The following is a 14,782-nucleotide window of genomic DNA, read 5'->3' as shown; positions in this document are numbered from 1 at the left end:
CGGTCAGACACGGTCACACGTCGAACTGAGCGGCCTCCAGGCGCGCCTTCACGTCGGTCAGGAAGCGGGCGGCGTCGGCACCGTCGACGAGCCGGTGGTCGTAGGTCAGTGCGAGGTAGACCATCTGGCGCACCGCGATCGTCTCGCCGAGGTTGGCGTCGCTGATCACCACCGGGCGCTTGACGACCGCTCCGGTGCCGAGGATCGCCACCTGGGGCTGGTTGATGATCGGCGTGTCGAACAGCGCCCCACGCGAGCCGGTGTTGGTCAGCGTGAAGGTGCCGCCCGACAGCTCGTCGGGGGTGATCTTGTTGCTGCGGGTCCGGTCGGCCACGTCGGCGATCTTGCGGGCCAGCCCGGAGATCGACAGGTCGCCGGCGTCCTTGATGACGGGGGTCAGCAGCCCCTTCTCGGTGTCGACGGCGATCGCGAGGTTCTCCTTGTCGAAGTAGGTCACCTCACCCTTGTCGGTGTCGATCGCCGCGTTGAGCGACGGGTGCTGCTTGAGGGCGTCGATCGCCGCCTTGGCGAAGAACGGCAGGTAGGAGAGCTTCACGCCCTCGCGGGCCGCGAAGTCGGCCTTGACCTGGTCGCGCAGCCGCCCGATCGCGGTCACGTCGACCTCGACCACGGTGGTGAGCTGGGCGCTCACCTGGAGCGACTCGACCATCCGCGAGGCGATCACCTTGCGCAGTCGCGACATCGGCTCGGTGGTGCCGCGCAGCGGCGACGGCTCGCCCGCATCGGTGGTCGGTGCGGCGGCGGCCGCCGGCTCGGCGGCGGGCTCCTGCGGGGCCGGCGCGGACTTGGCCTTCGCGGCGTCGAGCACGTCCTGCTTGCGGATCCGGCCTCCGACGCCGGTCCCGGTGACCGACGCGAGGTCGACGCCGTGCTGCTCGGCGAGCTTGCGCACCAGTGGGGTGACGTAGCTGCGGGCGTCGGAGCTCGAGCGGGTCTCCTCCGGGCCGTCGGCCTGGGCGGGAACCTCGGCGGCCTGCGCCGTGGGCGCCGGGGCCGGGGTCGCCGGGGGCTGCGGCTCGGCGGCCTGCTCGGGCGCGGCGGGCTGCTCCGGCTCGGGCTCGGGGGCGGCGGCCGGCTCCGGCTCGGCTCGGGCTCCGGCTCGGCGGCAGGGGCGGCCTCGGGCGCCGCGCCCCGCTGGGCGCCGATCCGCTGCCGATCACGGCGAGCTCGGCGCCGATCTCGACGGTCTCGTCCTCGGCGGCCTTGATCTCGAGCAGGGTGCCGGCCACGGGGAGGGGATCTCGGTGTCGACCTTGTCGGTGGACACCTCCAGCAGCGGCTCGTCGACGGCGACCTCGTCGCCGACCTGCTTCAGCCAGCGGGTGACGGTGCCCTCGGTGACGGACTCACCCAGGGCAGGAAGGGTCACCGAGGTGGAGTCGCCACCGGACGCGGCCGGCGCCTCGGGAGCGGCCTCGGGCTGCGGCTCGGGTTCGGGCTCGGGTTCGGGCTGGGGCTCGGGCTGTGCCGCGGGCGCTGCCGCGGGGGTCTCCTCGGCCGGCGTACCGGAGTCGGCGGGGGCCTCCTCGGCCGCACCGCCACCGGAGTCGCCCGAGCCCTCGCCGGCCTCGCCCACCAGCGCGAGCACCGCGCCGATCTCGACGGTGTCGTCCTCGGCGGCCCGGATCTCGAGCAGGGTGCCGGCCACGGGGGAGGGGATCTCGGTGTCGACCTTGTCGGTGGACACCTCCAGCAGCGGCTCGTCGACGGCGACCTCGTCGCCGACCTGCTTCAGCCAGCGGGTGACGGTGCCCTCGGTGACGGACTCGCCGAGCGCGGGGAGGGGGACTTCGGTGGCCATGGGGAGATCATCGTCCTTCGGTCAGCGTGGTGGGTAGCGGTGGTCCAGGGAATGGGGTCAGGAGTGGGCGTGCAAGGGCTTGCCGGCGAGCGCCAGGTGTGCCTCGCCGAGGGCTTCGTTCTGCGTGGGGTGGGCGTGGACGAGCGGTGCGACGTCGTCGGCATGCGCCTCCCAGCCGTAGATCAGCTGCGCCTCGCCGATCAGCTCCCCGACCCGGTCGCCGACGAGGTGGCAGCCGAGGACGGGGCCGTCGACCAGGGACACCAGCTTGACGAAGCCCTGGGTGCCGAGGATCTGGCTCTTGCCGTTGCCTCCGAGGTCGTAGGTCACCGTCGCCACCGCGTCGCCGTGCTGGGCGCGGGCCTGCTCCTCGGTGAGGCCGACCGAGGCGACCTCGGGGTGGGAGTAGGTCACCCGTGGGATGGCGGACTCGTCGATCGGCCGGGGGTCGAGACCCGCGATCTGCTCGGCCACGAACAGGCCCTGCTGGAAGCCGCGGTGCGCCAGCTGGAGGCCCGGCACGATGTCGCCGACGGCATAGACATGGGGCACGCTGGTGCGCAGCCGCTCGTCGGTGACGACGAAGCCGCGGTCGAGCTCGATGCCCTGCTCGGCATAGCCCAGCCCGTCGGTGTGCGGACCGCGGCCGACGGCGACCAGCAGCAGCTCGGCCTCGTGGACGCCGCCGCCCTCGACGGTCACGGCCACGCCGTCGTCGGTGGCCGTCACGCCCTCGACACGGGTGCCGGTGTGGAAGCCGATGCCGCGCTTGCGGAACGCTCGCTCCAGGGCCTTGGAGCAGGCCTCGTCCTCGCTCGGCACCAGGCGGGGCAGCGCCTCGAGGATGGTGACCTCGGCGCCGAAGGAGCGCCAGACGCTGGCGAACTCGCAGCCGATCACGCCGCCGCCGAGCACCACGACCGAGGCCGGCACCCGGTCGAGCGACAAGGCGTGCTCCGAGGTGAGCACTCGCTCGCCGTCGACCTCCACCCCGGGCAGGGTGCGGGAGTAGGAGCCGCTGGCGAGCACCAGGTGCTCTCCGGTGACGGTGCGGTCACCGACCGTCACCGACGTCGGCCCCGTCATCCGGCCCTCGCCCTCGATCACGGTGATGCCGCGCGACCTGACCAGCCCGGTGAGGCCCTTGAAGAGCCGGCTGACGACACCGTCCTTGTAGGCGTTGACACCGGCCATGTCGACGCCGTCGAGCCGGGCGAGCACGCCGACCTTGTCGGCCTCGCGAGCGCTGTCGGCGACTTCGGCGGCGTGCAGCAGTGCCTTGGTGGGGATGCAGCCGACGTGCAGGCAGGTGCCGCCGACGCGGTCACGCTCGACCAGGCCCACCGACAACCCCAGCTGCGCGGCGCGCAACGCACAGGCATAGCCACCCGACCCCGCGCCGAGCACGAGTACGTCGAAGTCGGCCACGCTGGTCCTTCCGTCGTCCGCAGGGGTGGCGGCCTCTCGGGCGACCGCACGGGCACCCATCTTTGCACTGTTCGGGACCGCATCGGAGCCCGGGCCGTGGAGCAACCGGGCACACTTGTCCCCATGGGCCTCTTCGACCGCCTCCGCCGTGGGACCGGACCGCGCATGCGCCGCCCGTCGGGCGACACGACGCGCACCGGGTCCACCACCGTCAGGGCCGCGTCCCGCCAGGACGAGGCGCACCTGGTCGACTTCGTGGCCGCGCGCCGCGGGGTGGAGGGCTTCGTGGAGCCACGCACGGCCGTGAGTGACGTGACGCTGCTGCTGGTGGCCCACGACGGCGAGTGGACCCGCCGGCGGGTGCCGTCGGTCGCCTGGGCCCACGAGTTCTGCAACAGCCACCAGGTGCCGTCGTACGACGCCGCCGTGGTGGGGGTCCCGCAGCGGATGCGTGACTACAACCGGCGGAAGAAGGCCGGGGAGGTCTGAGCCTCGAGGCCGGGGCCTCAGCAGAGCGAGCGGGCGTAGTCCACCAGGGTGGTGACGGCGAAACCGGTCCCACCCGGCGTGACATGGCCGTAGGGGCCGCCCGAGTTGAAGGCCGGCCCGGCGATGTCGAGGTGGGCCCAGGGCAGGCCGCCGGTGAACTCGCGCAGGAACGCGGCGGCGAAGAGCCCGCCGCCCCAGCGCACCCAGTCGTGCTGCAACAGGTCGGCGACCTTGCTCGCGTGGACCCGTTCGTCCATGTCCTCGGGGATCGGCATCGGCCAGAGCTGCTCGCCGGTCGCCCGACCGGCCTCGAGCACGGCCGTCACGACCTCCTCGGAGCCCAGCACGCCCGCGACCCGGTCGCCGAGGGCGACGACCATGTGGCCGGTGAGCGTGGCGACGTCGAGCAGCACGTCGGGCTTGGCCTCGACCGCACGGACCAGGGCGTCGGCGAGGATCAGCCGGCCCTCGGCGTCGGTGTTGGTGACCTCGACGGTGCGCCCGCCGTAGATCGTCAGCACGTCGCCCGGACGCATCGCCCGGTCGCCGAGCATGTTCTCGGCCATCGGGACGAAGGTCGAGACGCGCAGCGGAAGCCCGAGGGCGGCGATGGCGTAGGTCGCCTGGACCACGGCCGCGGCGCCGGCCATGTCGGACTTCATCGTCTGCATGCCCTGGGCGGGCTTGATCGTCAGCCCCCCGGAGTCGAAGGTGACGCCCTTGCCGACCAGCGCCAGGTGGGCCCGCGCCTCCTTCGGGCGGTAGCCGATCTCGACCAGCCGCGGCGGAGCCGACGAGGCGCCGCCCACGCCGAGGATGCCGCCGCAGCCGAGCTCGGCGAGCGCCTGCTCGTCGTGGACGGTGAGGGTCACCCGCGGGCCGCCGCGGCCCTTGGTGGCGGCCCGGTGGAGGTCCGCCACGGCCTCGGCGAACGCCGGCGGCCGGAGGTCGCCGGGCGGGGTGTTGACCCAGTCGCGGGTGCCAGAGACGGCGGCGGCCAGCGCCTGCGCCTCCTCGAAGACCGTGACCGCCTCCTGCTGGCGGGCGATCGACGACAGCACGCTCACCGTGCCGGGCGGGTCGGCCTCGCTGGCCGTGTCGTGCTTGAAGCGGTCGAAGGTGTAGCCGCCCAGCAGCCAGCCCTCGGTCACGGCGCGGACCAGCTCGGGGGTGTCGGCCGGAAGGGCCAGGGCCACCGAGGCCGCGTTGGTCACCGCCCGCGCGGCCACCCCGGCAGCCCGGCGGCAGACGTCGGGGGTCGGCTCCTTGCCCAGCCCGACGAGGACGACCAGCCCGGCGGGAAGGGTGCGGGCTCCGGGCAGCCGGGTGACCTCGCCGACGCCGCCCTTGACGCCCAGCCCGGCCAGGGTGGGCCGCAGCGCGCGGCCGTAGGCCTCGGCCACGTCCTCGCCGCCCGGGGCGAGTGCGACGCCCTTGCCGGTCTGGACGACCCCGACGACGACCGCGTCCGCGCGGGTCTTGGCGGGGCTGGCGCTGCGCAGCAGGTAGCTCGTCACCGGGGCAGGATAGCCGCCGGGTCCGTCGCTGCCGTCGGTCCCTGTCTGGGGTACGTTCGGCCCATGACGGACCTGCTCACCTCACCGCTGCACGACCGGCACGTCGCGCTGGGCGCGAAGTTCGCGGAGTTCGGCGGCTGGTCGATGCCTCTGGAGTACCCCTCCGGCGTCGTCAAGGAGCACACGGCGGTCCGGGAGGCGGTCGGCCTGTTCGACGTCAGCCACCTCGGGAAGGTGCTGGTGTCGGGTCCGGGCGCCGCCGACCTGGTCAACGCGACGCTCTCCAACGACCTGGGCCGGGTCGGCCACGGCAAGGCGCAGTACACCCTGTGCTGCGACGCCGAGACCGGCGGCATCGTCGACGACCTGATCGCCTACTTCCACAACGACTCCCACGTGCTGCTGGTGCCCAACGCCGCCAACAGTGCCGAGGTCGCCCGGCGCCTGCAGGCGGTCGCCCCCGAGGGGGTCACCGTGCGCGACCACCACCGGGAGTACGTCGTCCTCGCGGTGCAGGGGACCCGCTCCGACGAGGTGCTGGAGGCGCTGGGGCTGCCGGCTGGCCACGACTACATGTCGTTCGTGGAGGCGCAGTTCCGCGACGTCGGCGGCGTGGTGGTGTGCCGCACCGGCTACACCGGCGAGCGGGGCTATGAGCTGATCGCCAAGAACGACATCGCCGGCCCGCTGTGGGACGCCCTCATGGAGGCGGGCGCACAGCACGGCATGCTCGCGTGTGGGCTCGGCGCGCGCGACACGTTGCGCACCGAGATGGGCTACCCGCTGCACGGTCAGGACATCAGCCTCGACGTGACGCCCAACCAGGCCGGGCTGGGCTGGGCCGTCGGGTGGAAGAAGGACGCGTTCTGGGGCAAGGACGTGCTGGCCGCCGAGCGAGCGGCCGGACCCAAGCGGAGGCTGCGCGGCCTGGTCGCCGTCGGTCGCGGCATCCCGCGACCGGGGATGGGCGTGACCCTGGTGGCCGACGTACCCCTGTGCGACATCACCTCGGGCACGTTCTCCCCGACGCTCAAGAAGGGGATCGGGCTGGCGCTGGTGCCGACGTTCGTCGACCCGGACGCCGAGCTGGGCGTGGACGTCCGCGGCCGCCGGGAGATCTTCCGGTCGGTCAAGCCGCCGTTCGTCGACACCTCGGTCCGCGAGTCGTGATCCTGCCCGACCAGCCGGCCACGTTCCGCCAGCCCTCGGCGCACGAGCGCCCGTGGTGGTGGCGGCTCGAGGACGCCGCCGGGCAGCAGGTCGAGGCACCGGAGGAGTACGCCGACGCGCGCTTCCCGACGCAGTCCGAGGCGGAGTCGTGGCTGGGCGAGGTGTTCGCCGACCTCGCCGGCGCCGGGGTCGACGCGGTCACCCTCTTCGAGCTCGAGCGGCCGGTCTACGGGCCGATGTCGCTCCATCCGTGAGCCATGAGCCGGCATCCGTTCCGCCAGGTCGACGTGTTCAGCACCGTGCCGCATCGCGGCAACCCGGTGGCCGTCGTGCACGACGCCGACGACCTGAGCACGGCGGACATGCAGCGGTTCGCCCACTGGACGAACCTGTCCGAGACGACGTTCCTGGTGGCGCCGAGAGACCCGGCCGCGGACTACCGGCTGCGGATCTTCACCCCCGCCGAGGAGCTGCCGTTCGCAGGCCACCCGACGCTCGGCAGCGCGCATGCGTGGCTGGAGGCGGGCGGGGTGCCCGCGGCGGCCGGTGAGCTGGTGCAGGAGTGCGGGGCCGGCCTGGTGCGGCTGCGCCTGGGCGAGCGGCTGGCCTTCGCAGCGCCGCCCCTGGTGCGCGCGGGCCCCGGCACGGCGGAGGAGGTGACCGCGGTGCTGGCGGCGCTGCGGCTCGACGCCGCCGAGGTGGTCGCCAGCGCGTGGGTCGACAACGGTCCCGGGTGGTTCGGTGTCGTGCTCCGCGACGCTTCGGCCGTGCTGGCCCTCGAGCCCGACTGGGCGGCCTTCGACGGGATCGAGGTCGGCGTGGTGGGTCGCTACGCCGACCCGGCGCCGGGGAGCCGCTGGTGGAGGTGCGGGCGTTCTGCCCCTCGCTCGGCGTGGTCGAGGACCCGGTCACCGGCAGCCTCAACGCGTCGCTCGCCCAGTGGCTGACGGCCGCCGACGCGCCCCCCGAGGCCGCCCTGCCCGCGGCGTACCTCGCCGCCCAGGGCACCCGGCTCGGCCGCGCCGGCCGGGTCCATGTCTCGCGGGAGGGCGACACGGTCTGGGTCGGCGGCGACGTCGTCACCGTGGTGACCGGCGAGGCGCGGTGCTGACCCGCGAGCCGCGGCGGTCGCGTCGGCGGGGCGGCGTAGGGTCTCCCCATGCAGCAGTACCTCGACCTCCTTCGCAGGGTCCTCGACGAGGGCGTCGAGAAGGGTGACCGGACCGGCACCGGCACGCTGAGCGTCTTCGGACACCAGATGCGCTTCGACCTCACCGAGGGCTTCCCCCTGCTCACGACGAAGAAGATCCACACCCGCTCGGTGTTCGGCGAGCTGCTGTGGTTCCTGCGCGGCGACACCAACGTCAAGTGGCTGCAAGACCGCGGCATCACGATCTGGGACGAGTGGGCCGACGCCGACGGCGACCTCGGGCCGGTCTACGGCTACCAGTGGCGCTCGTGGCCCGCACCCGACGGCCGGCACGTCGACCAGATCGCCCAGGTCGTCGCCCAGCTCGGCTCCGACCCCGACTCGCGGCGGCACATCGTCTCGGCGTGGAACGTCGCCGACATCCCACAGATGGCGCTGGCGCCGTGCCACGCGTTCTTCCAGTTCTACGTCGCCGACGGCCGGCTCTCCTGCCAGCTCTACCAACGCTCCGCCGACGTGTTCCTGGGCGTGCCGTTCAACATCGCGTCCTATGCCCTGCTCACCCACATGGTGGCCCAGGTGACCGGGCTGCGGGTCGGCGACTTCGTGCACACCCTCGGCGACGCCCACCTCTACCTCAACCACCTCGACCAGGCCCGCCTGCAGCTCACCCGGGAGCCGCGGGCGCTGCCGACGCTGCGACTCAACCCCGAGGTCCGCGACATCGACGGGTTCGACCTCGACGACATCCTCGTCGAGGGCTACGACCCGCACCCCGGCATCAAGGCACCCATTGCCGTCTGAGCTCCGCCCCGGCCAGCGCGTGGTGCTGGTCGCCGCCGTCGCCGACAACGGCGTCATCGGCGCCGACGGCGACATCCCGTGGCGCATCCCCGAGGACTTCGCCCACTTCAAGGCCACCACGCTGGGCCACACGCTGGTGATGGGCCGGGCGACGTACGACTCGATCGGGAGGCCGCTCCCGGGCCGCGCCACCGTGGTCGTCACCCGCGACCCTGCCTGGACGGCGGGGGAGTACGCCGACCAGGTGCGCGTCGCCCACTCGCTCGACGAGGCGCTGGCGCTCGCGGCGGAGCTGCCGGGGGACGTGATGGTCGTCGGCGGCGCGCAGATCTACGCCCTGGCGATGCCGCTGGCCACCCACCAGGTGCTCACCGAGGTCCACCGCTCGCCGGAGGGCGACACCCGCTATCCCGCGTGGGACCGCGATGGCTGGGTGGAGACCGCCCGTGACGAGCGCGAGGGCTGGGCGATCACCTGGTGGGAGCGGGCGCCGTGATCGTCATCGACCCGGACGACCCGGCCGCGCCGTTCGACCAGGTGAAGCGGCAGATCGCCGCCCAGGTGGCCGACGGGCGGCTGCAACCGGGCGACAAGCTGCCCACCGTGCGCCGGCTGGCCGACGACCTCGGGCTGGCGCCCAACACCGTGGCCCGGGCCTATCGCGAGCTGGAGGCCTCGGGGGTCGTCGACACCCGCGGGCGGGCGGGGACCTTCGTGGCCGGCGACGAGGCCTCGCGGGCTGCCCGGGCCGCCGCCGCGGAGTACGCCGCCCGGATGCGCGCCCTGGGGGTCGCCGACGACGAGGCCGTCGCGCTGCTCCGCCGGGCGTTGTCGGCGGGTTACTGAGGTCGTTGCTTCACCATGCTGAGTAGGTGAAGGCACAGTTCGCATGCCCAGTTCGCCGTGCCAGGTGCGACGGCGCCTACCCAGCATGGTGAAGCATCAGCCCCCCCACCACCCCACGCGTCGCGGCCAGGGAGGCACGCAGGTCGGCGCGGGTGCCGGGGTCGAGCCGGCCGTGCAGCGCCCGCACCACGTCGTACACGTGGAACTCACCGTCGGGCCCGGAGGGGTCGATGTGGGTCGGGAAGGCAAGCGGGGGAGCGACCCGCACCGGCCCCCACCCGCCCGAGGCCAGCCGGCGCTGGCGCAGCGTCACCTCGACCACCATGCCGTCGTCGACGCCCGGTGCGATGGTGCGCTGGCCGGCGACCAGGTTGCCCAGCCCGTAGACCACCCACGTCCCGTTCACGCGCGAGATCGGCTGCACGACGTGGGCGTGGTGGCCGTAGACCAGCGTCACCAGGCCGCTGCGGGTCAGGCGGGAGGCCACGTCGCGCTGGTACGCGCTGGGCACGTGGGAGTACTCCGTGCCCCAGTGCAGCGCGACGACGACCGCGTCGGCGCCGGCCGCGCGGGCCCGGCGCGCCTCGCGGAGCAGCCGCCGCACGTCGATCAGGTCGACGGACCAGGGATGCTCCACGGGCATGCCGTTGGTGCCGTAGGTCGCCGCCAGCCACGCGATCGTCATCCCGTGCCGGCGCAGCATCACGACCCGTCGGCCCTCCGCCGGGGTGCGGGCGGTCCCGGTGTGCGGAGCCCCACGGCGTCGAGGTCGTCCAGGGTGCGCACCACGCCGGCGAAGCCCTGGTCGACGCTGTGGTTGCTCGCCGTCGAGCAGCCGTCGTAGCCCACCCAGCGCAGCGCCTCGGCGACCTGCGGTGGTGCGGAGAACAGCGGATAGCTGGAGAACGGGCCGTCCGCCGGCGCCAGCGGCGTCTCCAGGTGGCACAGGGCGAGGTCGGCCCGCGAGAGGCGAGGTCGCAGGTCGGCCAGCATCGGCCGGAAGTCGAAGCCTTGCCCGCCGGCACTGCGCCGCGCCGACGCCCAGACGTTGTCGTGCACGAGCACGTCGCCCGTCAGCGCCAGCGTCACGGTGCGCAGCCGCGGACCCCGGGGCTCAGCGGGCGCGGTGTCGTCATCGGCCCCGGAGTCCGCCGCCAGGGAGATGGCCGGTGCCGCGGCCACGTGGTCGGGCGCTCGTGGCGTGGCCGGGGCCAGCACCACCAACGGCAGGCCCGCGCCGGCGACCATCGCCGCCCACCTGGTCCGCCTCCGCACGCGCCTACTCAACCGCATCACGTGCCCCGGTCGCCGGCGGTCCTTCGGTCACACCAGTGGTACGCCGGCCGGGACCGAGAAGTTGCGTCGGAGGGCCGACGAGGTCAGAGCCCTCGACGGTGGGTGACGGGGGAGAACCAGTCGTCCTCGGTGACGATGATCGACAGGTCGGGCACCCGCGGCAGGGTCAGCGCCCAGGACTCGCCGATGAGGTACCAGCTGCTCGGCTGCATCACCACCTCGGCCGCCGGCACGAACACCGGCGGGTGGAACGCCGCCCACGGAGCCATCAGCCGCAGCGTGACCCCCCACTCCGAGATGTCGACCGTGACCGTGCCGAGGTAGCGGTTCCACAGGCCACCCCGGCTGCGCAGGATGACCGTCCGACGGCGCCGGGTGTCGTGGACGACCCCCGGCTGAGCCGGCACGGGGTAGGCAGCGGCGAGGCGGCGCCAGCGGCCACCGTCGCGCCACCACAGGAACGCGAGCAGGCCGACGACGAGGCCGAGGCCCTGGATGGTGGCCAGCACCTGGAACATCGCTCACCTCCTGCAGCCCGGCGACCGGCTCGACGCTAGCCGCCGGCGCGGGACTCTCGCAGCGAAACCGATAGCCTGGGTGACATGACCACCGCACCGCAGGCGCCGTTCGGCCGGGTCCTCACCGCCATGGCGACGGCCTTCCACGACGACGGCTCGGTCGACCTCGACGGCACCGCCCGGGTGGCCGCCCACCTGGTCGACCACGGCCACGACGGGGTGGTCGTCTCCGGAACCACCGGCGAGTCGCCGACCACGACCGTGGTCGAGGACGGCGACCTGCTCCGCGCGGTGATCGACGCGGTCGGCGACCGGGCGACCGTGGTGGCCGGGGTCGGCACCAACGCGACGGCGCACTCCGTCGAGCTGGCCCAGCAGGCCGAGAAGCTCGGCGCCGACGGGATGCTGCTGGTCACCCCCTACTACAACAAGCCGAGCCAGGCCGGCATCCTCGAGCACTTCCGCCAGGTGGTCGACGCCGCGCCGCTGCCGGTGATGCTCTACGACGTGCCCGGCCGCACCGGCGTCGCCATCGCGCCGGAGACCTACCGGCGCGCCGCTGAGTGGGAGTCCGTCGTCGCCGTCAAGGACGCCGTGGGCGACTACGCCCGCGGGGTGCGGCTGATGCGGGACACCGGGCTGGCGTTCTACTCCGGCGTCGACGCCAACAACCTCGGCTGGCTCGCCCACGGGGCCTCGGGCTTCGTATCGGTCGCGGGGCACGCCTGCGGCGACACGCTGCGCGAGCTGTGCGACGCGTTCTTCGCCGGCGACCACGACGCCGCGCTGGCGGCGTACCGCCGGATGCTGCCGGCGATCGACGCCATCATGGGCGTCCCCAACTACGGCGCCACCACCGCCAAGGCGGCGCTTCAGCTGCTCGGCGTCCTCGACAACCGCAACGTCCGCAGCCCCCTGGTGCCGCTCGACGACGACGAGCTCACCGCTCTGCGCGCCGGCCTCCACGACGCCGGCGTTCTCTGACCATCTCCCAGGAGTCTTTCTTGAGCCACCCCCATCCCGAGCTCTCCGCACCGCCGCCGCTGCCGGAGGGAGGGCTTCGGGTCATCCCGCTGGGCGGCCTCGGCGAGGTCGGCCGCAACATGACCGTCTTCGAGTACGACGGCCGCCTGCTCGTCGTCGACTGCGGCGTGCTCTTCCCCGAGGAGCACCACCCGGGCGTCGACCTGATCCTGCCCGACTTCGAGCCGATCCGGGACCGCCTCGACGCGATCGAGGCGCTGGTGCTGACGCACGGTCACGAGGACCACATCGGCGCGGTGCCCTATCTCCTGCGCGAGCGCCAGGACATCCCGCTGGTCGGCTCGCAGCTGACGCTGGCGCTGCTCGACTCCAAGCTCAAGGAGCACCGGCTGCGGCACACGGTGCACCACCAGGTGGCCGAGGGCGACCGGATCGCGTTCGGTCCGTTCGACCTCGAGTTCGTGGCGGTCAACCACTCGATCCCCGACGCGCTGGCGGTCGCGATCCGCACCGGCGCCGGGCTGGCGCTGCACACCGGCGACTTCAAGATGGACCAGCTGCCGCTGGACGGCCGGATCACCGACCTGCGGTCCTTCGCCCGGCTCGGTGAGGAGGGCGTCGACCTCTTCCTCACCGACTCGACCAACGCCGAGGTGCCCGGCTTCACCACGCCGGAGAAGGACATCACCCCGGTGCTCGACCGGGTCTTCCACGCCAGCGACCAGCGGATCATCGTCGCCTGCTTCGCCTCCCACGTGCACCGGGTCCAGCAGGTGCTCGACGCGGCGGTCGCCCACGACCGCAAGGTGGCCTACGTCGGCCGCTCGATGGTGCGCAACATGCTGATCGCGCAGGATCTCGGCTACCTCACCGTGCCGGGCGGCGTCGTGGTCGACGCCAAGGAGCTGGCCGACCTCCCGCCGGAGCGGCAGGTGCTGATCTCCACCGGGTCGCAGGGCGAGCCGCTGTCGGCGCTCTCGCGGATCGCGCAGCGCAACCACAGCTTCGTGCACATCGAGGAGGGCGACACGGTCGTGCTCGCCTCGAGCCTGATCCCCGGCAACGAGAACGCCGTCTATCGGGTGATCAACGGGCTGGCCCGGTGGGGCGCGACCGTCGTCCACAAGGGCAACGCGCTGGTGCACGTCAGCGGCCACGCCAGCGCGGGTGAGCTGCTCTACTGCTACAACGTCGTGAAGCCCCGCAACGTGCTGCCCGTGCACGGCGAGATCCGGCACATGAAGGCCAACGCCGCGCTCGCCCGGGCCACCGGCGTGCCGGCCGACCGGGTCGTGGTCGCCGAGGACGGCATCGTCGTGGACCTCGTCGACGGCCGGGCCAGCATCACGGGCAAGGTCGACTGCGGCTATGTCTTCGTCGACGGCTCCTCGGTCGGCGACATCACCGAGACCTCGCTCAAGGACCGCCGGATCCTCGGCGAGGAGGGCTTCATCTCGGTGATCGTCGTGGTCGACTCCGTCACCGGCAAGGTGGCCGGCGGACCCGAGATCCACGCCCGCGGCTTCGCGGAGGACGACGCGACGTTCGACGGGATCAAGCAGCCGATCATCGACGCCGTGGCCGCGGCCAGCCGCGACGGTGTCGACGACAGCTACCAGCTGCAGCAGGTGATCCGCCGGGTGGTCGGCCGCTGGGTCAGCGGCACCCATCGGCGCCGGCCGATGATCATCCCGGTGGTCATCGAGGCCTGAGCTCCTGGGGGGCTCAGCCGGTCAGCACGCCGAGCACGATCAGCGCCTGCCCGACGTGGTAGGTGACCATCACCAGCAGGTCGGCGCGGGGGAGCGGTCGCACGAAGCGGTTCACGGCCAACATCGTGTCGCTGGCGACGAACACGGACGCGCCGAGCGGCACCAGCCAGCTGTCCGTCGTCCAGGCGGCCACCACCATCACGGTGATCACCAGCATGTAGACCGCGACCGGTGCCGACAGCGCCGGGCCGTCGCTGCGGTGGGTCGCGGGCAGCACGCCACGAGCGGCGACCAGCGCGCCGAGCGCGACGACCGCGCCGGCGAGGGCGCCGGCGGGCTGGTCGAGCCCGAGCGCGACGAAGCACGCGAGGTAGGCCAGGTGACCGAGCAGGAACGCGGCCAGCCCGGCCTGGAAGCGGGCCGTCGTCCGGCCGAGCAGGAAGACGTCGCCGACCAGGCCGAGGGCCAGGGCGACCAGCAGCCAGCGGCCGGCGGCGGTGTCGGCGGCGCCGAGCGCGAGGGCGACCACGATCAGGGCGGTGAGGGTGGGGCTTCGCCCACGTCTCCGTACGCCGGTCGCCGCGCGCGACCGCTCGCCAGTCGAGGAGGGCGCAGGCTCCGGCCAGCAGCCAGGCCGGCCACAGCAGGGCGGACACGCGGGCAGCATGCCACGGACGGGCACGGGTCAGGCGTGCTCGTGTCGTTCGGCGAGCCGCGCCAGGTGACCGACCAGGACGGCGAGCCCGACCGCGCCGGCGGCCACCAGCGCGGGGAGCAGGGACGCCGAGGCGCCGGCGACCACCGCGACGAGCGGTGCCGCGCCGGTGCCGGCCGCCGCCAGCAGCCCCCAACGGAGCCGCAGGTAGGCCGCCACGCCGACGGCGGGCACCAGCACCCAGCCGGCGGGGAGCAGCCGGGAGTCGGCATAGGGGGTGTCGGTGCCGAGCGCCGTCAGCACCAGCGCCAGGCTCGCGAACGTGACCACCACGGCGATCGCGGCGGCGAGGCGAGTCGGGGCAGTCACCCCTCCAGCGTCCCTCGGCGCC

16 protein-coding genes and 2 pseudogenes are annotated in these 14,782 nt (G+C 73.5%); 10 read left to right on the top strand and 8 right to left on the bottom strand.

The features are described from left to right. Window positions 1-13: 13 nt before the first annotated feature. The 3 genes and pseudogenes from sucB to lpdA form a co-directional block, all read right to left on the bottom strand. A pseudogene (sucB, locus tag R2740_RS16780) lies at window positions 14-1,060 on the bottom strand (2-oxoglutarate dehydrogenase, E2 component, dihydrolipoamide succinyltransferase); the annotation flags it as partial. A 117-nt stretch (window positions 1,061-1,177) separates the two neighbouring features. After that, window positions 1,178-1,822 (bottom strand): biotin/lipoyl-containing protein, encoded by a 645-nt coding sequence (locus R2740_RS16775; protein ID WP_371303840.1) that lies wholly within the window; start codon window positions 1,820-1,822, stop codon window positions 1,178-1,180. A 57-nt stretch (window positions 1,823-1,879) separates the two neighbouring features. Beyond that, window positions 1,880-3,310: a dihydrolipoyl dehydrogenase gene (gene lpdA / locus R2740_RS16770; RefSeq protein ID WP_371303839.1), complete on the bottom strand. Its 1,431-nt coding sequence runs from the start codon at window positions 3,308-3,310 to the stop codon at window positions 1,880-1,882. 63 nt (window positions 3,311-3,373) lie between these two features. Here lpdA and R2740_RS16765 point away from each other — a divergent pair, with 63 nt between their 5' ends. Next, entirely contained in the window at window positions 3,374-3,739 is a 366-nt protein-coding gene (locus R2740_RS16765; RefSeq protein ID WP_371303838.1) for a hypothetical protein, read from the top strand. 17 nt (window positions 3,740-3,756) lie between these two features. Here R2740_RS16765 and R2740_RS16760 read toward each other — a convergent pair whose 3' ends face one another. After that, on the bottom strand, window positions 3,757-5,256 hold the full coding sequence (locus R2740_RS16760) for a leucyl aminopeptidase (protein WP_371303837.1): 1,500 nt from the start codon (window positions 5,254-5,256) through the stop codon (window positions 3,757-3,759). A gap of 63 nt (window positions 5,257-5,319) precedes the next feature. Between R2740_RS16760 and gcvT the strand changes: the two genes are divergently transcribed. Genes gcvT through R2740_RS16725 form a run of 7 tightly spaced genes read left to right on the top strand, consistent with a single transcriptional unit; the run spans window position 5,320 to window position 9,226 of the window. Continuing rightward, complete coding sequence (gcvT, locus tag R2740_RS16755) at window positions 5,320-6,426, top strand: glycine cleavage system aminomethyltransferase GcvT (RefSeq protein ID WP_371303836.1); 1,107 nt, start codon at window positions 5,320-5,322, stop codon at window positions 6,424-6,426. Continuing rightward, window positions 6,423-6,680 carry a hypothetical protein gene (locus R2740_RS16750; protein ID WP_371303835.1) on the top strand — a complete coding sequence of 86 codons (258 nt, stop codon included), beginning with the start codon at window positions 6,423-6,425 and terminating at the stop codon, window positions 6,678-6,680. The genes gcvT and R2740_RS16750 overlap by 4 nt, the downstream gene beginning before the upstream one ends. A 3-nt stretch (window positions 6,681-6,683) precedes the next feature. Beyond that, on the top strand, window positions 6,684-7,373 hold the full coding sequence (locus tag R2740_RS16745; protein ID WP_371303834.1) for a PhzF family phenazine biosynthesis protein: 690 nt from the start codon (window positions 6,684-6,686) through the stop codon (window positions 7,371-7,373). Next, entirely contained in the window at window positions 7,319-7,537 is a 219-nt protein-coding gene (locus tag R2740_RS16740; RefSeq protein ID WP_371303833.1) for a PhzF family phenazine biosynthesis protein, read from the top strand. Before R2740_RS16745 ends, R2740_RS16740 begins: the two co-directional genes overlap by 55 nt. Before the next feature lie 48 nt (window positions 7,538-7,585). Beyond that, window positions 7,586-8,380, top strand: a complete 795-nt coding sequence (locus R2740_RS16735; RefSeq protein ID WP_371303832.1) for a thymidylate synthase — start codon at window positions 7,586-7,588, stop codon at window positions 8,378-8,380. Further along, window positions 8,370-8,876, top strand: a complete 507-nt coding sequence (locus tag R2740_RS16730) for a dihydrofolate reductase (protein ID WP_371303831.1) — start codon at window positions 8,370-8,372, stop codon at window positions 8,874-8,876. Before R2740_RS16735 ends, R2740_RS16730 begins: the two co-directional genes overlap by 11 nt. Continuing rightward, window positions 8,873-9,226, top strand: coding sequence for a GntR family transcriptional regulator (locus R2740_RS16725; protein WP_371303830.1), 354 nt, complete (start codon window positions 8,873-8,875; stop codon window positions 9,224-9,226). The genes R2740_RS16730 and R2740_RS16725 overlap by 4 nt, the downstream gene beginning before the upstream one ends. 76 nt (window positions 9,227-9,302) lie before the next feature. Here R2740_RS16725 and R2740_RS16720 read toward each other — a convergent pair. Then, window positions 9,303-10,474: pseudogene (locus R2740_RS16720) on the bottom strand (CapA family protein). A gap of 131 nt (window positions 10,475-10,605) precedes the next feature. Further along, window positions 10,606-11,040 (bottom strand): hypothetical protein, encoded by a 435-nt coding sequence (locus R2740_RS16715; RefSeq protein WP_371303829.1) that lies wholly within the window; start codon window positions 11,038-11,040, stop codon window positions 10,606-10,608. Between the two features lie 84 nt (window positions 11,041-11,124). Between R2740_RS16715 and dapA the strand changes: the two genes are divergently transcribed. Both dapA and R2740_RS16705 read left to right on the top strand, forming a co-directional pair. Then, complete coding sequence (gene dapA, locus R2740_RS16710) at window positions 11,125-12,024, top strand: 4-hydroxy-tetrahydrodipicolinate synthase (protein WP_371303828.1); 900 nt, start codon at window positions 11,125-11,127, stop codon at window positions 12,022-12,024. 20 nt (window positions 12,025-12,044) lie between these two features. Next, a complete protein-coding gene (locus R2740_RS16705) occupies window positions 12,045-13,736 on the top strand; it encodes a ribonuclease J (RefSeq protein ID WP_371303827.1) in 1,692 nt (563 codons plus the stop codon). A 13-nt stretch (window positions 13,737-13,749) separates the two neighbouring features. On the opposite strand, the gene R2740_RS16700 is transcribed toward R2740_RS16705, so the two are convergent. Further along, a complete protein-coding gene (locus R2740_RS16700; RefSeq protein ID WP_371303826.1) occupies window positions 13,750-14,265 on the bottom strand; it encodes a lysoplasmalogenase in 516 nt (171 codons plus the stop codon). 156 nt (window positions 14,266-14,421) lie between these two features. Continuing rightward, on the bottom strand, window positions 14,422-14,760 hold the full coding sequence (locus R2740_RS16695) for a hypothetical protein (RefSeq protein ID WP_371303825.1): 339 nt from the start codon (window positions 14,758-14,760) through the stop codon (window positions 14,422-14,424). Window positions 14,761-14,782: the final 22 nt, after the last annotated feature.

The organism is Nocardioides sp. (genome assembly GCF_041393715.1).
Lineage (GTDB): Bacteria > Actinomycetota > Actinomycetes > Propionibacteriales > Nocardioidaceae > Nocardioides.
The sequence above is the reverse complement of the archived record's forward strand: the minus strand, read 5'-3'. Positions and strand labels throughout refer to the sequence as shown.

What these genes read in the sequence shown, in the direction of transcription:
- R2740_RS16775 (WP_371303840.1), bottom strand. Translation starts at nt 1,822, where the DNA reads ATGGCCACCGAAGTCCCCCTCCCCGCGCTCGGCGAGTCCGTCACCGAG.
- lpdA (WP_371303839.1), bottom strand. Translation starts at nt 3,310, where the DNA reads ATGGGTGCCCGTGCGGTCGCCCGAGAGGCCGCCACCCCTGCGGACGAC.
- R2740_RS16765 (WP_371303838.1), top strand. Translation starts at nt 3,374, where the DNA reads ATGGGCCTCTTCGACCGCCTCCGCCGTGGGACCGGACCGCGCATGCGC.
- gcvT (WP_371303836.1), top strand. Translation starts at nt 5,320, where the DNA reads ATGACGGACCTGCTCACCTCACCGCTGCACGACCGGCACGTCGCGCTG.
- R2740_RS16745 (WP_371303834.1), top strand. Translation starts at nt 6,684, where the DNA reads ATGAGCCGGCATCCGTTCCGCCAGGTCGACGTGTTCAGCACCGTGCCG.
- R2740_RS16735 (WP_371303832.1), top strand. Translation starts at nt 7,586, where the DNA reads ATGCAGCAGTACCTCGACCTCCTTCGCAGGGTCCTCGACGAGGGCGTC.
- R2740_RS16715 (WP_371303829.1), bottom strand. Translation starts at nt 11,040, where the DNA reads ATGTTCCAGGTGCTGGCCACCATCCAGGGCCTCGGCCTCGTCGTCGGC.
- dapA (WP_371303828.1), top strand. Translation starts at nt 11,125, where the DNA reads ATGACCACCGCACCGCAGGCGCCGTTCGGCCGGGTCCTCACCGCCATG.